We start from the raw sequence: 16,283 nt of genomic DNA on the forward strand, positions 1-16,283 counted from the left end.
AGCCCCAAAATGGCCGATAACAGCCCGTCAGGCGCCCCGCTCCAGCAATTTCACAATCGTGGTCAGCGCCTGATTCACCGGTGCCGCAATGCCATGCTCCGCGCCCGCCTGGACGATATACCCGTTCAGATAATCGATCTCCGTCGCCCGGCCACGGATCAAATCCTGCGCGGTGGAGGAAAACTGTCCCGGCATGGTCCGGCCCAGGGCGAGGATTTCATCGGCCAGTTCCTCGGGCAGATAGACCCCGTTGGCGGCGGCCACCGCCATGCATTCGCGCAGCACACTCCGGATGAGCGCCGGCACGCCCTCCGCCTCCAGCAACTGTCCGTAAGGCTGGCGGGCAATGGCGGATAGCGCGTTATAGGCGCAGTTCAGCACCAGCTTGCTCCACAGCGCGACCTCCACCTCATCGGAAACGGTGGTCGGAATCCCCGCCTCTCCCAACAGCATGGCCAGCTCCTCCACGCGCGGCGCGGACCCGATCACCAATTCGCCGCGGCCATGATGGCGCACATGCCCCGCCCCGGCCATATCCACCGCCACATACACCGCCGCCGGAAAAACCGGACGCTCCAGCATCCGCGTCAGGCGCTGCGCGTTACCCACGCCATTCTGCAAGCTCACGATCATCGCCTCCGGCGCCAGATACGGCGCCATCCGCGCCCCCGCCTCCTCGGTCGCGCCGGATTTCACGCAAACCAGCACCAGCTCCGCCCCGGTCAGTTCAGCCGGATCCGTGCTGGCCCCCAGCACGACGCGCTCGCTCCTCCCGGTCCATTCCAGCAGGAGCCCGCCGGCGCGAATCGCCTCCACATGCGCCGGCCGGCCAATCAGCATCACCTCATGCCCAGCCTTGGCCAGCAATGCGCCGAAAAAACATCCCACCGCACCGGCACCCATCACCGCGATCTTCATGGCAGCCTCCTTCCCGTCTCAAATGTCACCGCATGGCCAGGGGCCGATCCTTTATGCTAGGCCCGGCCCCCGAACCCAAGGACCGCCATGCCAGACCCCACACGCGACGCCGCTTTTTCCCTCCTGCACGCCGTCCTGGCCAAAGGCAAACCGCTGGATGCGGCGCTGGATGCGCTGACGCGCATCGAGGCGCGGGACAAAGCCGCCGCCCACCGCCTGGCGGCCTGCGTCCTGCGCCATACTGGCACGCTGGATGCCGTGCTGGAACCCTATCTGCGCCGGGAACCACCGCCGGAGCTGCGCAACATCCTGCGCATGGGGGCCGCGGGCTTCCTGTTTCTCGGCACGCCGCCGCATGCCGCCGTCGGCACCGCCGTCGATCTGACGCGCAGCCGCAAGCTCGCCCCCTTCGCCGGGCTGGTCAACGCCGTGCTGCGCAAGGTCGTGAACGCCGGCCCCGTGGTTCTGGAGGAGCTGGACATGCCGCGCCTCGACACGCCCGCCTGGGCCTGGACCAGCTGGGGCCAGAACGCCCGCGCCATCGCCACCGCCCACGCCCAGGAGGCTTGGCTGGACATTTCAACCCTGCCCGGCTTCACGCCCGAAACCGGCGAGCCTTTGCCAACCGGTGGCTATCGTTATCCCGTGGGCACGCCGGTTGCCGACATTCCCGGTTTCAATGAGGGCAAGGTCTGGGTGCAGGACGCCGCCGCCGCCCTGCCCGTCAAGCTGTTGGCCCCGCAACCGGGCGAGCGCGTGCTGGACCTCTGCGCCGCGCCCGGTGGCAAAACCTGCCAGCTCGCCGCCATGGGCGCCGAGGTCACGGCGGTCGAGCGCGACAAGGCCCGCATGGCCACATTACGCAGCAATCTGGAGCGGCTGCGCCTGCGCGCCGAGCTCATCACGGCGGACGGCGCCAGCTGGAAACCGGCCACTCCCTTCTCCGCCATCCTGCTGGATGCCCCTTGCAGCGCCACCGGCACCGCGCGCCGCCACCCGGAACTGTTGCATCTGCGCAAAGCCCGCGACATCGACGCCATGACCGCCCAGCAAGACACCCTGCTAGACGCCGCCGCCGCCATGCTCGCCCCCGGCGGGCGCTTGGTCTATGCCGTCTGTTCCCTGCAACCCCAGGAAGGCAGCACCCGCATCGACGCCGCTTGCGCCCGCCTGGGGCTGAAACGCGACCCGCTGCCCCTGCCCGCCCTGCCCGAGGCCGTGACCGATCGAGGCGACATCCGCACCCATCCCGGCCTCTGGCCCGAACGCGGCGGCATGGACGGGTTCTTCATCGCAAGGCTGGTTCATGCCTGACATGCCAGGCCAGATACGCCCCCGCCGCCGCGCAGAGGGGAAATAAAAGCATATGGGTCGCCACTATCGCTATAACGCCTGTATACCCCGCCATTAACCACAGCAGCGCGGCTGCAAAACATGCCCATCCCGTCAGACCAACCATCAGAAAGGCCATCGCCGTGGAGAACGCGACAAGGTCATACATATAGCCATGAGGCACAACCCAGACATTGAGACAAACCGTGATGATTACGCATGGAAGCTCCGCCATGAATCCCGGCTTCCATAATCGCCAGATAAGAGCCAAGGCCAAAACCGCCGACACAGCCTGTGCAATGGAAGCCTCGAAGTCTGAAAACCCAAAGCTCCGGGCCATGAAATAAGTTGTTGTGCCCGCTCCTGGAAATGCGGTTTTAAACGACTGGGCCGTCCACGCCCATTCATCGTGCTGGGCTGTTCCAAAAAACCAAACCCACGCCTCCTTGCCCCACAAGATGGACGCGACAGCGGCTAAACCCAAGGCGATAAGGCTCGCGCAACCAATCAGTTTCCACCCCCTCAATCGAATGGCCGCAATCACGATGGGCAGCCCCAGATGTGGTTTGATCGTCAAAACACCGGCACAGACACCTGCCATGATTGGCCTTCGCCTCGCTGAAAGCAGAGCGACCAATAGAATAGTGCCCGTCAACGTACCGTTTTGACCATTGGCAAAATCGTACCACGCGGCCGGGCTTGCCAAGCCCAAACCGACAACCTTCCAATTGACCCGCGCCGCGCGCAAGAGACAAGCGGCCACGATCAGGCAAAACGCCCTCCAAATCCAAAACCCCGCCTTCAATGGAAGGAGCGCGAACGGCACGACTAAAACCCCATGGTCGGCGGATAAGGCCACGCTTCCGCGACAGGGGCATTCGCCGTTAAAATGTCATTTTGACAAATTTGCCGGTATGCTGCTGAAACATGGAACCCAAACCGGTGTGCCAATTGCTCGGTCAATCCATTTCCGGCGCACCAAAACAGTCCAAAATCTTTTTGAGGAAGCTGATGCCCGCCGCTCAGCACCTCTTTTTGAAAGCCCATCCTATATAACAAAACAACGCATGCGGCCAAAAACGCGCCGTAGAGCGCAACGACAACAAAACCGCCCAGGACAAATAAAGGTCTGATTTTTCGAGACAAAACCATAACCAGGATTGCTGACCTCATAACTTGTCCGGAAGCTGCCATTTGATCATTAGCGAAACAAGTGCTCCCGCTTGTCTCGTTTACGCCCTGGCGGTTACAAGCAAGCATCATGACCGCCTCCCCGACTCGCCCGCTCATCGCCCCCTCCCTCCTCGCGGCCGATTTCTCCCGGCTGGGCGAGGAAGCCGCCGCCGTTGAACGCGCGGGAGCCGATTGGCTGCATCTGGACGTGATGGACGGGCATTTCGTCCCCAACATCACTTTCGGCCCGCTGGTCGTGAAGGCGTTACGCCCACACACCAGACTGCCGCTGGACGCGCATCTGATGATCGCCCCGGCCGACCCGTATATCGCCGCCTTCGCCGAGGCCGGGGCCGATCATATTTCCGTGCATCCCGAAGCGGGGCCACATCTGCACCGCACCCTGCAACTCATCCGCTCCCTCGGCAAAAAGGCCGGCGTGGTGCTCAACCCCGCCACCCCCATCGAGGCGGTGGTGAACGTGCTGGACCTCACCGACCTCATCATGGTGATGACGGTCAATCCAGGCTTCGGCGGCCAAGCCTTCCTTTCCTCCCAGCTTGCCAAGATCGCCGCGCTACGCGAACTCATCGACGCATCGGGCCGGGACATTATCCTGCAAATCGATGGCGGCATCACCGCCAAAACCGCCCCCCAGGTTCTGGCCGCGGGCGCCACCTGCCTCATTGCCGGCACCGCCATCTATGGCGCTCCCGACTATGCGGGCGCCATCGCCGCCATCCGAGCCAGCGCCCCTCCGGCACCGCCCGAACTCAGCGCCAGTTCCGGCGGATGACGGATACCCCCCCTCCCCGCGGCGGCCTTGGCCGCCAGGCCCGCGCCTGGCTCACCCGGCTGCAAAATCTCCGCCCCGCCAGCGGGCCGGACGCACCGGCCCTCTCCCTGCGCGACCCCTGGCCAGGCGACCCCGCCCGGGGGGCCCGGCTGGTCAAGGCGGAGCTGGAATTCGGCGGCGCCCTGCTGCCCGTGCATCACGATATTTTCGCCGCCGCCCCCGGCGCCACCCGGCTCCTGCGCGCGCATCTTCACGGTTTCACCTGGCTGCGCGACCTGCGCGCCCTGGGCACGGATGCCGCGCGCTCACGCGCCCGCACCCTGGTGCTGGACTTTCTGGACACCCCAAAGCCCGAGCCCATCGCCTACGCGCCGGACGTCTCCGGCGCGCGCCTCGCCGCCTGGCTTGGCCATTACGATTTCTTCGCCGCCTCGGCGGATGACGAGTTCCGCCAGGCCCTGATGTCCCGGCTGGTGCAGGATGCCCGCACCCTCTCCGCCACCCTGCCGGCCGAGTTCCTGGACCAGCGGGCGCTGACCGCGCTGAAGGGCCTCACCGCCGCCTCCATCGCCATGCCCGAGCACGCCCAATATCTGCCGCGCATGCTGAAATTCCTGGTCCCGGAGCTGGCCCGGCAATTCTATCCCGATGGCTGCCATGTCGAACGCAGCCCCGCCGCGCAATTGCTGGCCCTGCAAGACCTCACGGAGATCCGCGCCCTGATGCAGGCGGGCGGCAAGCCGCCGCCGGCCGAGCTGATCTCCACCATCGAGCATGCCGCCGCCGCCCTGCGCGCCCTGCGTCATGGCGATGGCGGGCTCGCCCTCTTCAACGGCTCCAAGGAGGAGCTGGCCAATCTCATCGACCTCGTTCTGGCCCAGGCCGGGCGCGCGCGCGGCACGCTCTCGCATCTCAAGGCCAGCGGGCTCTTTCGCATCGCCGCCGCCAAGGCCGTGCTGTTCATGGATGCCGGCAGCCCCGCCGCCCCGGGGCTGGACCGTTTCGCCCATGCCGGCACCCTGGGGTTTGAATTCTCCTTCGGCAAGGACCGGCTCATCGTCAATTGCGGCGCCGCCCCCGCCCTGGCCGGGGACTGGGCCGCCGCCCTGCGCGCCAGCGCCGCCCATTCCACCCTGGTCGTCGCCGACACCTCCTCCTCCGAAATCCGCGAGACAGGGCTGGGCCGCCGGCCGCTCAACGTGAACGTCTCCCGCCAGGATGCCGGCGGCATCGGCTGGATCGAAGCCAATCACGACGGCTGGAGCCAACTCTTCGGCGCCATCCATCATCGCCGCCTCGGCCTGTCCGAAACCGGTGAAGAGCTGCAAGGCGAAGATCTGATCGAGGCGCCGACCCCGCAGCCTTTCGCCATACGTTTTCACCTGCATCCCAATGTCACCGCCAGCTTGGCGCAAGACGAGGAAACCGTGCTGCTGCGCACCCCCTCGGGCCTGGGCTTCCGGCTGAAGGCCGAGGGCGCGGCCCCGCGGATCGAGGACAGCGTCTATTTCGGTCAGGCCGAACCGCGCCGCGCCGAACAGATCGTGCTGCCCGGCCATCAGGACGGGCCGCAGCATATCAAATGGACCATAACCAAGGTTTGATCCCATGCGCATCCTGCTGACCGGCGGCGCCGGCTATATCGGATCCCATACCGCCGCCGTGCTGGCCGAACGCGGCCACGAGATCGTCATCCTCGATAATTTCGCCAATGCCGAGCGCGACGTGCCGGAACGGCTGAAACGCCTCACCGGCCAGGACATGACCATCATCGAGACCGATATACGCGACACGCCAGCCGTGAGCGCGGCGCTGAAGGCGCATCCGGTGGAGGCCGTGATCCATTTCGCCGCGCTGAAGGCCGTGGGTGAATCAGAGGCCGACCCCCTGCTTTATTACGACATGAACATCATCGGCACGGTCCGCCTGCTGCAAGCCATGCAGGCGGCGGGGGTGGGGCGCATCGTGTTCTCCTCCTCCGCCACCGTTTATGGCCAGCCGGACTCCTCGCCAATTCTGGAAGACGCCCCCACCCGCGTCGAGAATATTTACGGCCGCACCAAGCTGGTGATGGAGGATCTCATCCGCGACCTCGCCCGCACCGGCAAGCTGCGGGCCGCCGCCAATCTGCGCTATTTCAACCCGGTCGGCGCGCACCCCTCCGCCCTCATCGGCGAAACCCCGCGCGGCGTGCCGAACAACCTCATGCCCTATGTCACCCAGGTGGCCACCGGCGAGCGCCCGCATCTCAACGTCTTCGGCGACGACTATCCGACCCGCGACGGCACCGGCGAGCGCGATTACATCCATGTGATGGACCTCGCCATGGCCCATGCGCTGGCGGTGGAGCACATCGCCGCCCACGATGTCTCGGTCACCGTCAATCTCGGCACCGGCAACGGCACCACGGTGCTGGAGCTTGTGCATGCCTTCGAGGCCGCCACCGGCCGTTCCATCCCCGTGCACATCGCCCCCCGCCGCGCGGGCGATGTCGCCAGCTATTACGCCAACCCCGCCTTGGCCGAGCGCCTCTTCGGTTGGAAGGCGGCCTTGAACGTGGAGGATATGTGCCGCGATTCCTGGCGCTGGCAGGCCCGGCGCACGGGTATCAACGACGTTTAGGCCACTCCGCCTTTCCCCAACGCGCCGCTTGGCCTAAACCGCGCCACATGTCCGACAAGCCCCCCACCCTCGTCTTCCTGCTGATGGAGGACTGGTTCTTCGCCTCGCATTTCTGGGCACGGGGCCTGGCGGCACAAAAGGCGGGCTGGCGGGTGGTGCTGGTCTCGCGCCAAAGCCGGGCGGCGGCGGCGATCGAGGCCTCGGGCATCGAATTCCACGCCGCCAATCTCGACCGCAAGCGCCTCAACCCCTTCGCGGAGCTGGCCTTCTCCCTCTGGCTGGCGCGGCTCTACCGGCGCCTCCAGCCGGATGTGGTGCATCATATCGCCCTCAAGCCGATCATTTTCGGCGGCATCGCGGCGCGGCTGGCGCGTGTGCCCGCCGTGGTCAACGCCCCCATCGGGCTGGGCTTCGTCTTCTCGTCGGACAAATGGCTGGCGAAGCTGCTCAAACCGCTGGTCACGGTCGGGCTGCGCATGACCATGAGCCCGCTTCACGGCGTGGCGGTATTCGAGAATCCGGACGATCTGAACGCCATGATCGATGGCGGCATGGTCAGGCGCGCGCGCACGCGGCTGATCAGGGGGGCCGGGGTGGACATAGAACGCTTCACCCCCTCTCCGGAACCCTCCGGCCCGGTGCGGATCCTGCTGGCCGCGCGCATGATCCAGGAGAAAGGCATCCCGGATTTCATCGCCGCCGCCCGGCGGCTGCAAGGCCGGGCCGAATTCTGGCTGGCCGGCGCGCCGGATCTGTCCAACCCCAACCCGGTCACGGAAGCCGAGCTGAAAGCCTGGGAAAATGAAGGCATCGTCAAATGGCTGGGCCCGGTCGAGGACATGGCCAAGCTGCTCCGCCAGGTGCATATCTTCACCCTGCCCTCCACCTACCGCGAGGGCTTGCCAAAAGCCGTGCTCGAAGCGATGGCCGCCGGGCGCCCGGTGGTGGCCACCGACATACCCGGCTGCCGCGAAGCGGTGCTCGACCAGGAAACCGGCCTGCTGGTGCCCCCGCGCAGCCCCGCCGACCTGGCCGGCGCCCTGGCCAGGCTAATCGACGAACCCGCTTTGCGCGCCCGGTTCGGAGCCGCCGCGCGCCGCCGCGTCGAGCAAAATTTCTCGGACGAGATCGTCTGCCGCAAAACCCTGGCGGTCTATGACTCCCTCAAGGGAACAGCCCCATGAAAAAATTTCTCTGGATCGCCGGCGTCGCCATGGCTGCCCTGCTGGTCCTCGCCATTCTGTTTTTCTGGGTGGTCACGCCTCACCGGGGCGATAGGCAGCAGATCGGCGCGGTCAGCACGAATTTCCGCTGGGTCGGCCCAAACGACAAGGTCATCGTCGAGCGTTTCGACGACCCTAAAATCCCGGCGATTTCCTGCTATGCCGCTTCGGCTCAGACGGGCGGACTGGCCGGCGGCGCTGGCCTAGCCACCAATCCAAGCCAATTCTCGCTCAACTGCATCGCCCACGGGCCGGTCGTGCTGCCCTCGGACCTGCCCCGGCAAGAGCAGATCGGCGCCATCTCCGCCTCGCTGTTCTTCAAGCATTTCGTCCTGACACGCATCCTGGACTCACGGCACGACACGGTCATCTATGTGCTGACCAGCACGAAAGTGCTCAAGGGCTCGCCCGCCAACGCCATCTCCGCCGTCGCGGCGTCCCCACCCGCGGCGGGCGGCTAAGCCGCTCCCGCCTTACCCACTGGGATCACAACCCACTGGGATCACTGGCACAGGAATCACTGGCGCGGGGTTCACTGGCCGGGGGACAACTCGGCCAGATCCGCGTTCACCTCCTTGAGCTTGGTCTGCGTCAGCCGCCCGCCGGAGAGCGAGGCCAGTTGCGACAGGCTCATCGCGGAAAACAGCACATAATGCGGATTGCTCATCACCCCGGGCACATCCCTGTCCAGCACCTGCTTGCCGCGTTCATCCGCCGCGATCCTGTCGATCGGCGTCTGCACCGTGAAAGCCGGGGTGGGCCTGCCCAGCGCCGCCGTCTCCTGCGCCTTGGATGGCGAGGTGCATCCGCCCAGGCAAGCCAGACCGGCCAGCCCGACCATCATGATGGTTTGCCGTGTCTGCACGCATTCCGCCCGCCAGATCATGTCACCTACCTCCAAAGCTGGGTGGCCAGGGCCTTCCTGGGCCACGACCGGATTATACAGCAATATTTACTTACACTGCGATAAATTTGTCACAGTCGCCAAGCTTTAAATTTTAGACATGCCAGTTTCACGCTGCCCGCAACCCTGCTTGCATCCATCTGGGCCCCATGCCAAACCGCCTGCGCCTTCACGTGACTGGCGCTCAGATGGCCACCATCGGGGAGCGTGGAGGGCATCGCCGCGCGCCTGGGCATCGCAACGTCGCTTATAACGGAGCCGCCTCGTGTCAGACATCGTCCCCATCCGCACCGCCCTGATCTCCGTCTCGGACAAGGCCGGGCTCGTGGAATTCGCCCAGGCCCTGGTGGCCAAGGGCACCAAGATCCTCTCCACCGGCGGCTCGGCCAAGATGCTGCGCGAGGCCGGCGTGCCCGTCACCGAGGTTTCCGAACATACCGGCTTTCCCGAAATCCTGGATGGCCGCGTGAAAACCCTGGTCCCCCAGGTGCATGGCGGCATTCTCGGCAAGCGCAACGACCCTGGCCATATCGCCCAGATGGCCGAGCATGATATCGCCCCCATCGATCTCGTGGCGGTCAATCTCTACCCGTTCGAGGCGACCGTGGCGCGCGGCGCCGCCTTCGATGACTGCATCGAGAATATCGATATTGGCGGCCCGGCGATGATCCGCTCCGCCGCCAAGAATCACGACAGCGTCGCCGTCCTCACCGAGCCCGCCCACTACGCCCAGGTGCTGGAAGACATCGCCGCCCATGGCGGCACCAGCCTCGCCACCCGCCGCGCCCTGGCCGCCAGCGCCTATGCCCGCACGGCGGCTTATGATTCCGCCATTTCGGGCTGGTTCGCCGCCCAGCTCGGCGACAGCTACCCAGAGCGCCTCTCAGTCTCCGGCGTCAAGAAACAGACGCTGCGCTATGGCGAGAATCCGCACCAATCGGCCGCGTTCTACACGTCCTCCCCCACGCGCTTCGGTGTCGCCACCGCAACCCAGCACCAGGGCAAGGAACTGTCCTACAACAATTACAACGACACCGACGCCGCCTTTGAATGCGTGGCCGAGTTCGAGGATCCCACGCTGGTGATCGTCAAGCACGCCAATCCGTGCGGCGTGGCCACCGCCGCCAGCCCGTCCGCCGCCTGGGACCTCGCCCTGGCCTGCGACCCGGTTTCCGCCTTTGGCGGCATCGTGGCGCTGAACCGCGCGCTGGACGAGGAAACCGCCGCCAAGATCGCCACCATCTTCACCGAAGTGATCATCGCCCCGGACGCGAGCGACGGCGCGAAGGCGCTTCTCGCCGCCAAGAAAAACCTGCGCCTGCTCACCACCGGCGGCGTGCCCAGCCCGACCGAGGCCGGGGTCACCTTCAAATCCCTCGCCGGCGGCTTCCTGGTGCAAAACCGCGATGCCGGGCGCGTCACCGCCGAAGCGCTGAAAACCGTCACCAAGCGCGCCCCCACGCCGGCGGAGCTGGAGGATATGCTCTTCGCCTTCCGCGTCGCCAAGCATGTGAAATCCAACGCCATCGTCTATGCCAAGAACCGCGCCACCATCGGCGTCGGGGCGGGGCAGATGAACCGCGTGGATTCCGCGCGCATCGCCGCTTGGCGCGGCAAGGAAGCGAAGCTCGATTTCACCGGCTGCGCCGTGGCGTCCGATGCGTTCTTCCCCTTCGCGGACGGGCTTGAGGCCGCCATCGCGGCGGGGGCCTCCTGCGTGATCCAACCCGGCGGCTCGATCCGCGACGCCGAGGTCATCGAAGCCGCCGACAAGGCCGGAATCGCCATGGTCTTCACAAATATGCGGCATTTCCGGCACTAATCCGCTAAAGGGAGTCTATGCCGATGTCCTTGCCTCTCTCGTTGCCAGACTGGATGCCGGGCTGGCTGTTCCTGGCGCTCGCCGTGCCGGCATTGCTATGGGTCCTGGCCTTCCTGATGGTGCCGTTCAGCGTCTTCGGCGTCAAAGCCCGGCTGGAGGCACTGGAAGGAGAGCTGAACGCACTGCATGAGGAATTGCGGGTCATGCAGATGCGCGCCGCCGGGGTGCTGCCAGCACCCGTGCGCGGCATGGACTCCTACGACGAAGTGCCAAATTTCGGCCAGCTCAAGCGTGGCCGCGCCGCTCAGCAGCAGATGGAGGAAAGCGCTCCGCCCCCCGCCTCGCGCGCGCCCATCCCCAACCCGGAACCGCGCGGCGGCTTTGGCAAGCGGGACATCTCCCCCCCGCGTGAACGCCCCGCCGCTCCACCGCCCCGCCCGCGCCGCACCGAACCCCGGCTGGACTGAGCCCCGGCTGGACTGGACCTAGACGGAACCAGAACCGCCAAGGCCCCGGACGCAACACCAGCGAAACCGCCGCCGCCAGGCTTGTGGTACCATATTACCACAAGCCAAACCCCTTGACCTTTCACCGCGTTTTGCCCATAAGCCCGCCACAGCGTGCGGTCGTCCCCTGATCCGCCAATCTTGGCGCGGCATGGGCCGTGAATCGCCCGCTCAACGGTGAGAGACGGCTTCCCGGTCCGGCTTGAAACGTCCCCCGGGGATGCTTCAAGCCGGACCGGACCGGCTCTATTTTTGGGTGAGCATATGAAAACGACGATTTCCATCAAACCCGCCGACGTGAAGAAGGACTGGGTCCTGATTGACGCCGAAGGGCTGATTCTAGGCCGCCTCGCGGCCATCGTGGCGAACCGCCTGCGCGGCAAGCACAAGGCGACCTTCACCCCGCATGTCGATTGCGGTGACAACATCATCATCGTCAACGCCGAGAAGGTGAAGGTGACCGGCAAGAAGGCGGAAGATTCCGTGTTCTATTACCACACCGGTTTCGCCGGCGGCATCAAGGGCCGTTCCATCAAGGAACGTCTGGCTGGCAAAAATCCGCAGACAGTGGTCGAGAAGGCCATCGAACGCATGATCACCCGTGGCCCGCTGCAACGCCAGCAGATGAAGAACCTGCATGTCTATGCCGGCCCCGAGCACCCGCACGCCGCCCAGCAGCCCAAAACGCTCGACGTCGCGGCGCTGAACCCCAAGAACAAGAGGGCCTGATTCCATGTCCAGCACCACCAACTCCTTCGCCGATCTGAAGGATCTTCAGGCCGCCGCAGGCACCAGCGCCGCCACCCCGGACGCCCAGCCCCAGACCCGCGAGCCCAAGCGCGATTCGCTCGGCCGCTCCTACGCCACCGGCCGGCGCAAGAACGCCATCGCCCGCGTGTGGGTGAAGCCCGGCAAGGGCGAAATCATCGTGAATGGCAAAAAGGCCCCGGTCTATTTCGCCCGTCCCGTGCTGCGCATGCTGATCACCCAGCCCTTCCTGGTGGCCGACCGTTATAACCAGTTCGACGTGTATTGCACCGTCACCGGTGGCGGCCTCTCCGGCCAGGCCGGCGCCGTGCGTCACGGCATTTCCCGCGCTCTGTCCCTGTACGAGCCGGAGCTTCGCTCCATCCTGAAGGCCGCTGGCTTCCTCACCCGCGACCCGCGCATGGTCGAACGTAAGAAATACGGCAAGCCGAAGGCCCGCCGGAGCTTCCAGTTCTCCAAGCGCTAAGTCTTAGGCTTGGATTTATTCAACAAAAACAGGGGTTTGGCGGAAGTCAGGCCCCTGTTTTTACATTCACAGACGCTTTACAGACCCTTGTTTCCGACGCTGTTTCCAGTTAGCGTTTTGCACAGAACTTTCACAGAAATTGTGGAGTTTGGATCATGGTCGAGAGCTTCTACCAGCAAGCCCACCGCCTCCGGGACGGGGCCGTCATGGTGTACCGGCGAGGCGACACCAACCAGCAGGTCTATCAGGCCCGCCTAAAAATCCCCGGCGTCACCGGCTACATCATCCGGTCCCTCAAGACCCGCGACCTTCCCACCGCCCTCAACCTGGCTGAGGACCTGTTCTACGAACTCCGGGCCGAACAGAAGCTCGGCGTGGATGTGAGAATCGCCGGCAACCTTAAATTCAAGGACCTATGGAAGCGCTTCTACAGCGCTCACGAAACCGGCCTGTCGATTCATCGCCGACGGCTGCACAAGTTCATGTCGGAGAAATATTTTATCCCTTTCTTCGGGGATGCCCGCGTGAACGACATGCCGGACGCCTTCGTCGAGCAATATTGGGATTGGCGCATCAACTACCACAATCCTGAGAGATGGGAGGATGACGAGGACATTCCGGCCAATGCCGCCCGCGTGCCCGCGCAAAAGACACTGGATATGGAGGCCGGGATGCTCCGGCAGATATTCCGCTGGGGTAAGCGCATCGGCTTCGTCAAACGCGAGCCGTGGATCAAGGCCACCAAGGTCAAGCACACCAAAGGGGTGGAGCGCAGGCCGTCCTTCGATGAATCTGAATGGAAGCAGATCTATACCTACCTGCGTGAATGGGTGAAGGAAGGGCTGGTTTTAACCCCAGAGGAGCGGGGCGGCCGGCTGCACCGCTCCGGACCGAATGCAATGCACCGCTATCAGCGCGAGCTTCTGCGCAACTACCTTCTCTTCATGGCCAATTCCGGCCTTCGGCCGAACGAAGCCCGGCAGCTCTGCTGGCAGGACCTGCGAATAGAAAAGGACGCCGAGAACAAACCCGCACTCGTTGTGGAGGTCGCACCCACAACCAAGACCGGCGCGCGCACCGTTGTCTGCCGTGAAGGCACGCAAGCCTATCTGGACCGGCTCAAACAACTCTCGCGGCACGTCGAACCTGGCGATCTGGTATTCTGCGGCTATGACGGCAAGCCAGTGGAAAACTTCAACAAGACGTTCGCCAGCATCCTCTCGCGCTTGAAGCTACTAGACGACCGCTGGGGCAAGCGGCGGACGGTTTACAGCCTGCGACATTTTTATTGCACGCAATGCCTGCTGTCCGGCATCCCGGTTCACATCCTCGCCAAGAACATGGGGACTTCGATTTCGTACATCGAGAAGCATTACAGCCACGTGTTGACGGTGATGCAGGCGAAGGAGCTACAGACAAAGAAATTCAAGGCGAAAGCCTAAGATCGCCATTCATAATTATGCCTATAGGTGCAGGCGTCAGATGACGCCCCTCTGTTATCCGCCATGAAGATGGCGGCTTGAAAGCGCCGCCCGAAGGGGTGGCGCGGATTGGGCGTGGAGCCCATTTCTTTCCCCTAAGCCTGCCCAAAAACTCGCCTTGTTCCATTACGCGGATGGTCGGCACGAATGTGAAAGCCCTTACACAGTGTCCTACACATAAGCGCGAATACAGCCAATTATGTTTATAATTTCAATCACTTATAGTAGACGCACAAGATAAGAAATCCGTTGGGGCATAGCCCTGTGCCGGTTCGATTCCGGCCGCCCGCACCAGCTTCTATATGCAAACGTTTTGCTGCCTTGGTGTGTTTGATCTAGCGTCAGATCAAACACAAAATGGTCAACAGACTCCTTACCACTTGGAAATTACCAAATTTTATGCCTTTCTCCACAACGAGAGGTGGCATGTGAGCGTCTACGATACAAAACCCGAGCGCTTTTTACAGCGCCTACACAGTAAGGATGGCAATCCCGCCCCCCGTTTGTATTGTGCGGGCTTCGAATTTGACACTTGGCGCTGCCAACAGTTTGCTTTCCATTTGGCAGAGTGGTTGCCTGACTACGCATTGCCAGAAGACGAACTCCGCATGGACCATGGCAATGTGCTTTTGAAACTAAACCAAGCTGCCATACGTGTTTATACCAGTGCAAAATACGCCTCCCGTGGAGAAGCCGGCGAAATCGCCCTCCACGCCATTTGTCGAGACTTCTTTGATACGATTCCCATTTCTCCACGCGTATTTTATAAATCCGCTTCGAATGACGTAGTTAAAGCCTTCGACTTGGTTCATGTCCGGTTTCCCAAGGACGGCTCAATTCAAATATGGTTGGGTGAATCGAAACTCTATAAATCGGGCGCATCCGCGATTACCGATGCCATTGCCTCAATCCAGTCACATATCGATGAAGGATTTCTATCAAATCAAAAGATGCTTCTTGGTCCACAGATTCCAAAATCGACACCTCGATATGAAGATGTAATGAGGATATTTAAAAAGCAAGAGAGCTTGGATACGTTAATTCAAAATGCGGTCTTTGTCGTTGGCATATTGTGCGACAGTAAGGCCGTGACCATGGCCACGCAGCAGGACGCAAGTTACGTTGCAGAAGCCGCCAAAGAACTAGATGCCCTCGAAAAGAAACTCAGTGACAGTGGATTACCAATCAAGCTCAAACTTCTTCTCGCATATATTCCACTCTTAAGTAAAAAATCACTCGTCGAGGCCTTCGACAAAAGGCTGAAGGGGCTTCAATGAGCATCGTCGACACAAACTGGCGCACTCTTCACAGTTTGACCGGAGCCGATTTGAAGCATGAGGTTTTTTCGATCCTTCAAGACGCCTCATGTCGAGTACAGATTTCAGAACCGGATGATCCAGAACTCTTGGGTGTCATTCCACGTCTCGCAGAGCTAATTGCCGAAAAGCCAGAACTCGAAAATTATGGCGCGGTATTTAGTGCCCTCGCGCGCTCTGTAGGATTGTGGAATTATGTTGACCGTAAACATGCCGAAGCTCGCGACGAATTGGCTGCAGAACGCGCGACCGTTCCCGCACTAGGCATTACACTACACCGTGAACAGCTTTCAGCGTTACATACTTTACTCAGCGGCAAAAACCTCATCCTTAGCGCACCCACCAGTTTTGGAAAAAGCATCCTTATCGATGTCCTTCTGCTTCATGAACGCTTTAAACGAGTCGCTATCGTGCTACCGACGATTGCTCTACTAGACGAATTCCGACGCCGCCTAATAACACGCTTCGGAGATCGTTTTGACGTATTGATCCACCATTCCGAAAAAGCCGAGCGAGAAAATGTTGTCTTTCTCGGTACGCAAGAACGCCTGATAAATCGTGATGATTTAGGGGTTCTTGACCTCGTTGTTGTAGATGAATTCTACAAACTTGACCCTCAAAGGCAAGATGACCGGTCAGTAACCCTCAACGCTGCGGCTTACAAGCTTCTCGGTAAAGCAAAGCAATTCTTCTTTTTAGGACCAAACATAGAGAGTGTGCTTGCTTCTGAAGGAAGCCGATGGCGCTTTGAATTTCTCAAAACCAGATACTCAACGGTGGCGGTTGACACAATCGACCTGAAGTCCGTTCCAGACAAAGAGCAACGGCTTTATTCAGAAATTGAGAACACGGACAATTGGCCGGCACTTGTCTTCGTCTCTTCACCAGACAAAGCGAATAAATTAGCAACTGACCTAGTCAAACATAAAATCCGCGTCGGTGCCGGGCAATCCTTA

At 62.5% G+C, this 16,283-nt stretch carries 17 protein-coding genes and 1 riboswitch; of the genes, 13 read left to right on the forward strand and 4 right to left on the reverse strand.

The features are described from left to right. Window positions 1–27 precede the first annotated feature (27 nt). On the reverse strand, window positions 28–918 hold the full coding sequence (locus AB7D48_RS12840; protein WP_427979745.1) for a ketopantoate reductase family protein: 891 nt from the start codon (window positions 916–918) through the stop codon (window positions 28–30). Between the two features lie 87 nt (window positions 919–1,005). Here AB7D48_RS12840 and AB7D48_RS12845 point away from each other — a divergent pair, with 87 nt between their 5' ends. After that, complete coding sequence (locus AB7D48_RS12845) at window positions 1,006–2,232, forward strand: transcription antitermination factor NusB (protein WP_427979747.1); 1,227 nt, start codon at window positions 1,006–1,008, stop codon at window positions 2,230–2,232. Here the strand turns inward: AB7D48_RS12845 and AB7D48_RS12850 are convergent. After that, entirely contained in the window at window positions 2,207–3,076 is an 870-nt protein-coding gene (locus tag AB7D48_RS12850) for a glycosyltransferase family 87 protein (RefSeq protein WP_427979749.1), read from the reverse strand. The two genes, AB7D48_RS12845 and AB7D48_RS12850, sit on opposite strands and share 26 nt — an antisense overlap. A gap of 2 nt (window positions 3,077–3,078) precedes the next feature. Further along, the gene (locus tag AB7D48_RS12855; RefSeq protein WP_427979751.1) at window positions 3,079–3,513 is read right to left on the reverse strand and encodes a hypothetical protein; all 435 of its coding nucleotides are present in this window, start codon (window positions 3,511–3,513) and stop codon (window positions 3,079–3,081) included. On the opposite strand from AB7D48_RS12855, the gene rpe reads away from it, so the two are divergent. The 5 genes from rpe to AB7D48_RS12880 are packed head-to-tail and all read left to right on the forward strand — an operon-like array spanning window position 3,512 to window position 8,525. Further along, window positions 3,512–4,219 carry a ribulose-phosphate 3-epimerase gene (rpe, locus tag AB7D48_RS12860; RefSeq protein WP_427979753.1) on the forward strand — a complete coding sequence of 236 codons (708 nt, stop codon included), beginning with the start codon at window positions 3,512–3,514 and terminating at the stop codon, window positions 4,217–4,219. The two genes, AB7D48_RS12855 and rpe, sit on opposite strands and share 2 nt — an antisense overlap. After that, window positions 4,216–5,823 (forward strand): heparinase II/III family protein, encoded by a 1,608-nt coding sequence (locus AB7D48_RS12865; RefSeq protein ID WP_427979755.1) that lies wholly within the window; start codon window positions 4,216–4,218, stop codon window positions 5,821–5,823. Before rpe ends, AB7D48_RS12865 begins: the two co-directional genes overlap by 4 nt. Window positions 5,824–5,827: 4 nt before the next feature. After that, window positions 5,828–6,841 carry a UDP-glucose 4-epimerase GalE gene (gene galE, locus AB7D48_RS12870; protein ID WP_427979757.1) on the forward strand — a complete coding sequence of 338 codons (1,014 nt, stop codon included), beginning with the start codon at window positions 5,828–5,830 and terminating at the stop codon, window positions 6,839–6,841. 47 nt (window positions 6,842–6,888) lie between these two features. Next, window positions 6,889–8,025, forward strand: coding sequence for a glycosyltransferase family 4 protein (locus AB7D48_RS12875; protein WP_427979759.1), 1,137 nt, complete (start codon window positions 6,889–6,891; stop codon window positions 8,023–8,025). Next, window positions 8,022–8,525: a CreA family protein gene (locus AB7D48_RS12880; RefSeq protein WP_427979761.1), complete on the forward strand. Its 504-nt coding sequence runs from the start codon at window positions 8,022–8,024 to the stop codon at window positions 8,523–8,525. The genes AB7D48_RS12875 and AB7D48_RS12880 overlap by 4 nt, the downstream gene beginning before the upstream one ends. Window positions 8,526–8,596: 71 nt before the next feature. On the opposite strand, the gene AB7D48_RS12885 is transcribed toward AB7D48_RS12880, so the two are convergent. Beyond that, window positions 8,597–8,950 carry a hypothetical protein gene (locus tag AB7D48_RS12885; RefSeq protein ID WP_427979763.1) on the reverse strand — a complete coding sequence of 118 codons (354 nt, stop codon included), beginning with the start codon at window positions 8,948–8,950 and terminating at the stop codon, window positions 8,597–8,599. A gap of 181 nt (window positions 8,951–9,131) precedes the next feature. Continuing rightward, window positions 9,132–9,209: riboswitch (ZMP/ZTP riboswitch) on the forward strand. A gap of 24 nt (window positions 9,210–9,233) precedes the next feature. On the opposite strand from AB7D48_RS12885, the gene purH reads away from it, so the two are divergent. From purH to AB7D48_RS12920, 7 genes are all read left to right on the forward strand, one after another. Continuing rightward, on the forward strand, window positions 9,234–10,790 hold the full coding sequence (gene purH, locus AB7D48_RS12890; protein WP_427979766.1) for a bifunctional phosphoribosylaminoimidazolecarboxamide formyltransferase/IMP cyclohydrolase: 1,557 nt from the start codon (window positions 9,234–9,236) through the stop codon (window positions 10,788–10,790). A gap of 23 nt (window positions 10,791–10,813) precedes the next feature. Beyond that, window positions 10,814–11,257, forward strand: a complete 444-nt coding sequence (locus AB7D48_RS12895; protein WP_427979768.1) for a hypothetical protein — start codon at window positions 10,814–10,816, stop codon at window positions 11,255–11,257. Between the two features lie 303 nt (window positions 11,258–11,560). Beyond that, on the forward strand, window positions 11,561–12,025 hold the full coding sequence (gene rplM, locus AB7D48_RS12900; RefSeq protein WP_427979770.1) for a 50S ribosomal protein L13: 465 nt from the start codon (window positions 11,561–11,563) through the stop codon (window positions 12,023–12,025). 4 nt (window positions 12,026–12,029) lie between these two features. Then, entirely contained in the window at window positions 12,030–12,530 is a 501-nt protein-coding gene (gene rpsI / locus AB7D48_RS12905; protein ID WP_427979773.1) for a 30S ribosomal protein S9, read from the forward strand. Window positions 12,531–12,685: 155 nt separating this feature from the next. Next, a complete protein-coding gene (locus tag AB7D48_RS12910; protein WP_427979775.1) occupies window positions 12,686–13,972 on the forward strand; it encodes a tyrosine-type recombinase/integrase in 1,287 nt (428 codons plus the stop codon). 467 nt (window positions 13,973–14,439) lie between these two features. After that, entirely contained in the window at window positions 14,440–15,288 is an 849-nt protein-coding gene (locus AB7D48_RS12915; protein ID WP_427979777.1) for a HamA C-terminal domain-containing protein, read from the forward strand. Beyond that, window positions 15,285–16,283, forward strand: a 999-nt coding sequence (locus AB7D48_RS12920) for a DEAD/DEAH box helicase (RefSeq protein ID WP_427979779.1), incomplete at its 3' end; no start/stop codon positions are given. The genes AB7D48_RS12915 and AB7D48_RS12920, both read left to right, overlap by 4 nt.

Source organism: Acidocella sp. (genome assembly GCF_050253495.1).
GTDB lineage: Bacteria > Pseudomonadota > Alphaproteobacteria > Acetobacterales > Acetobacteraceae > Acidocella.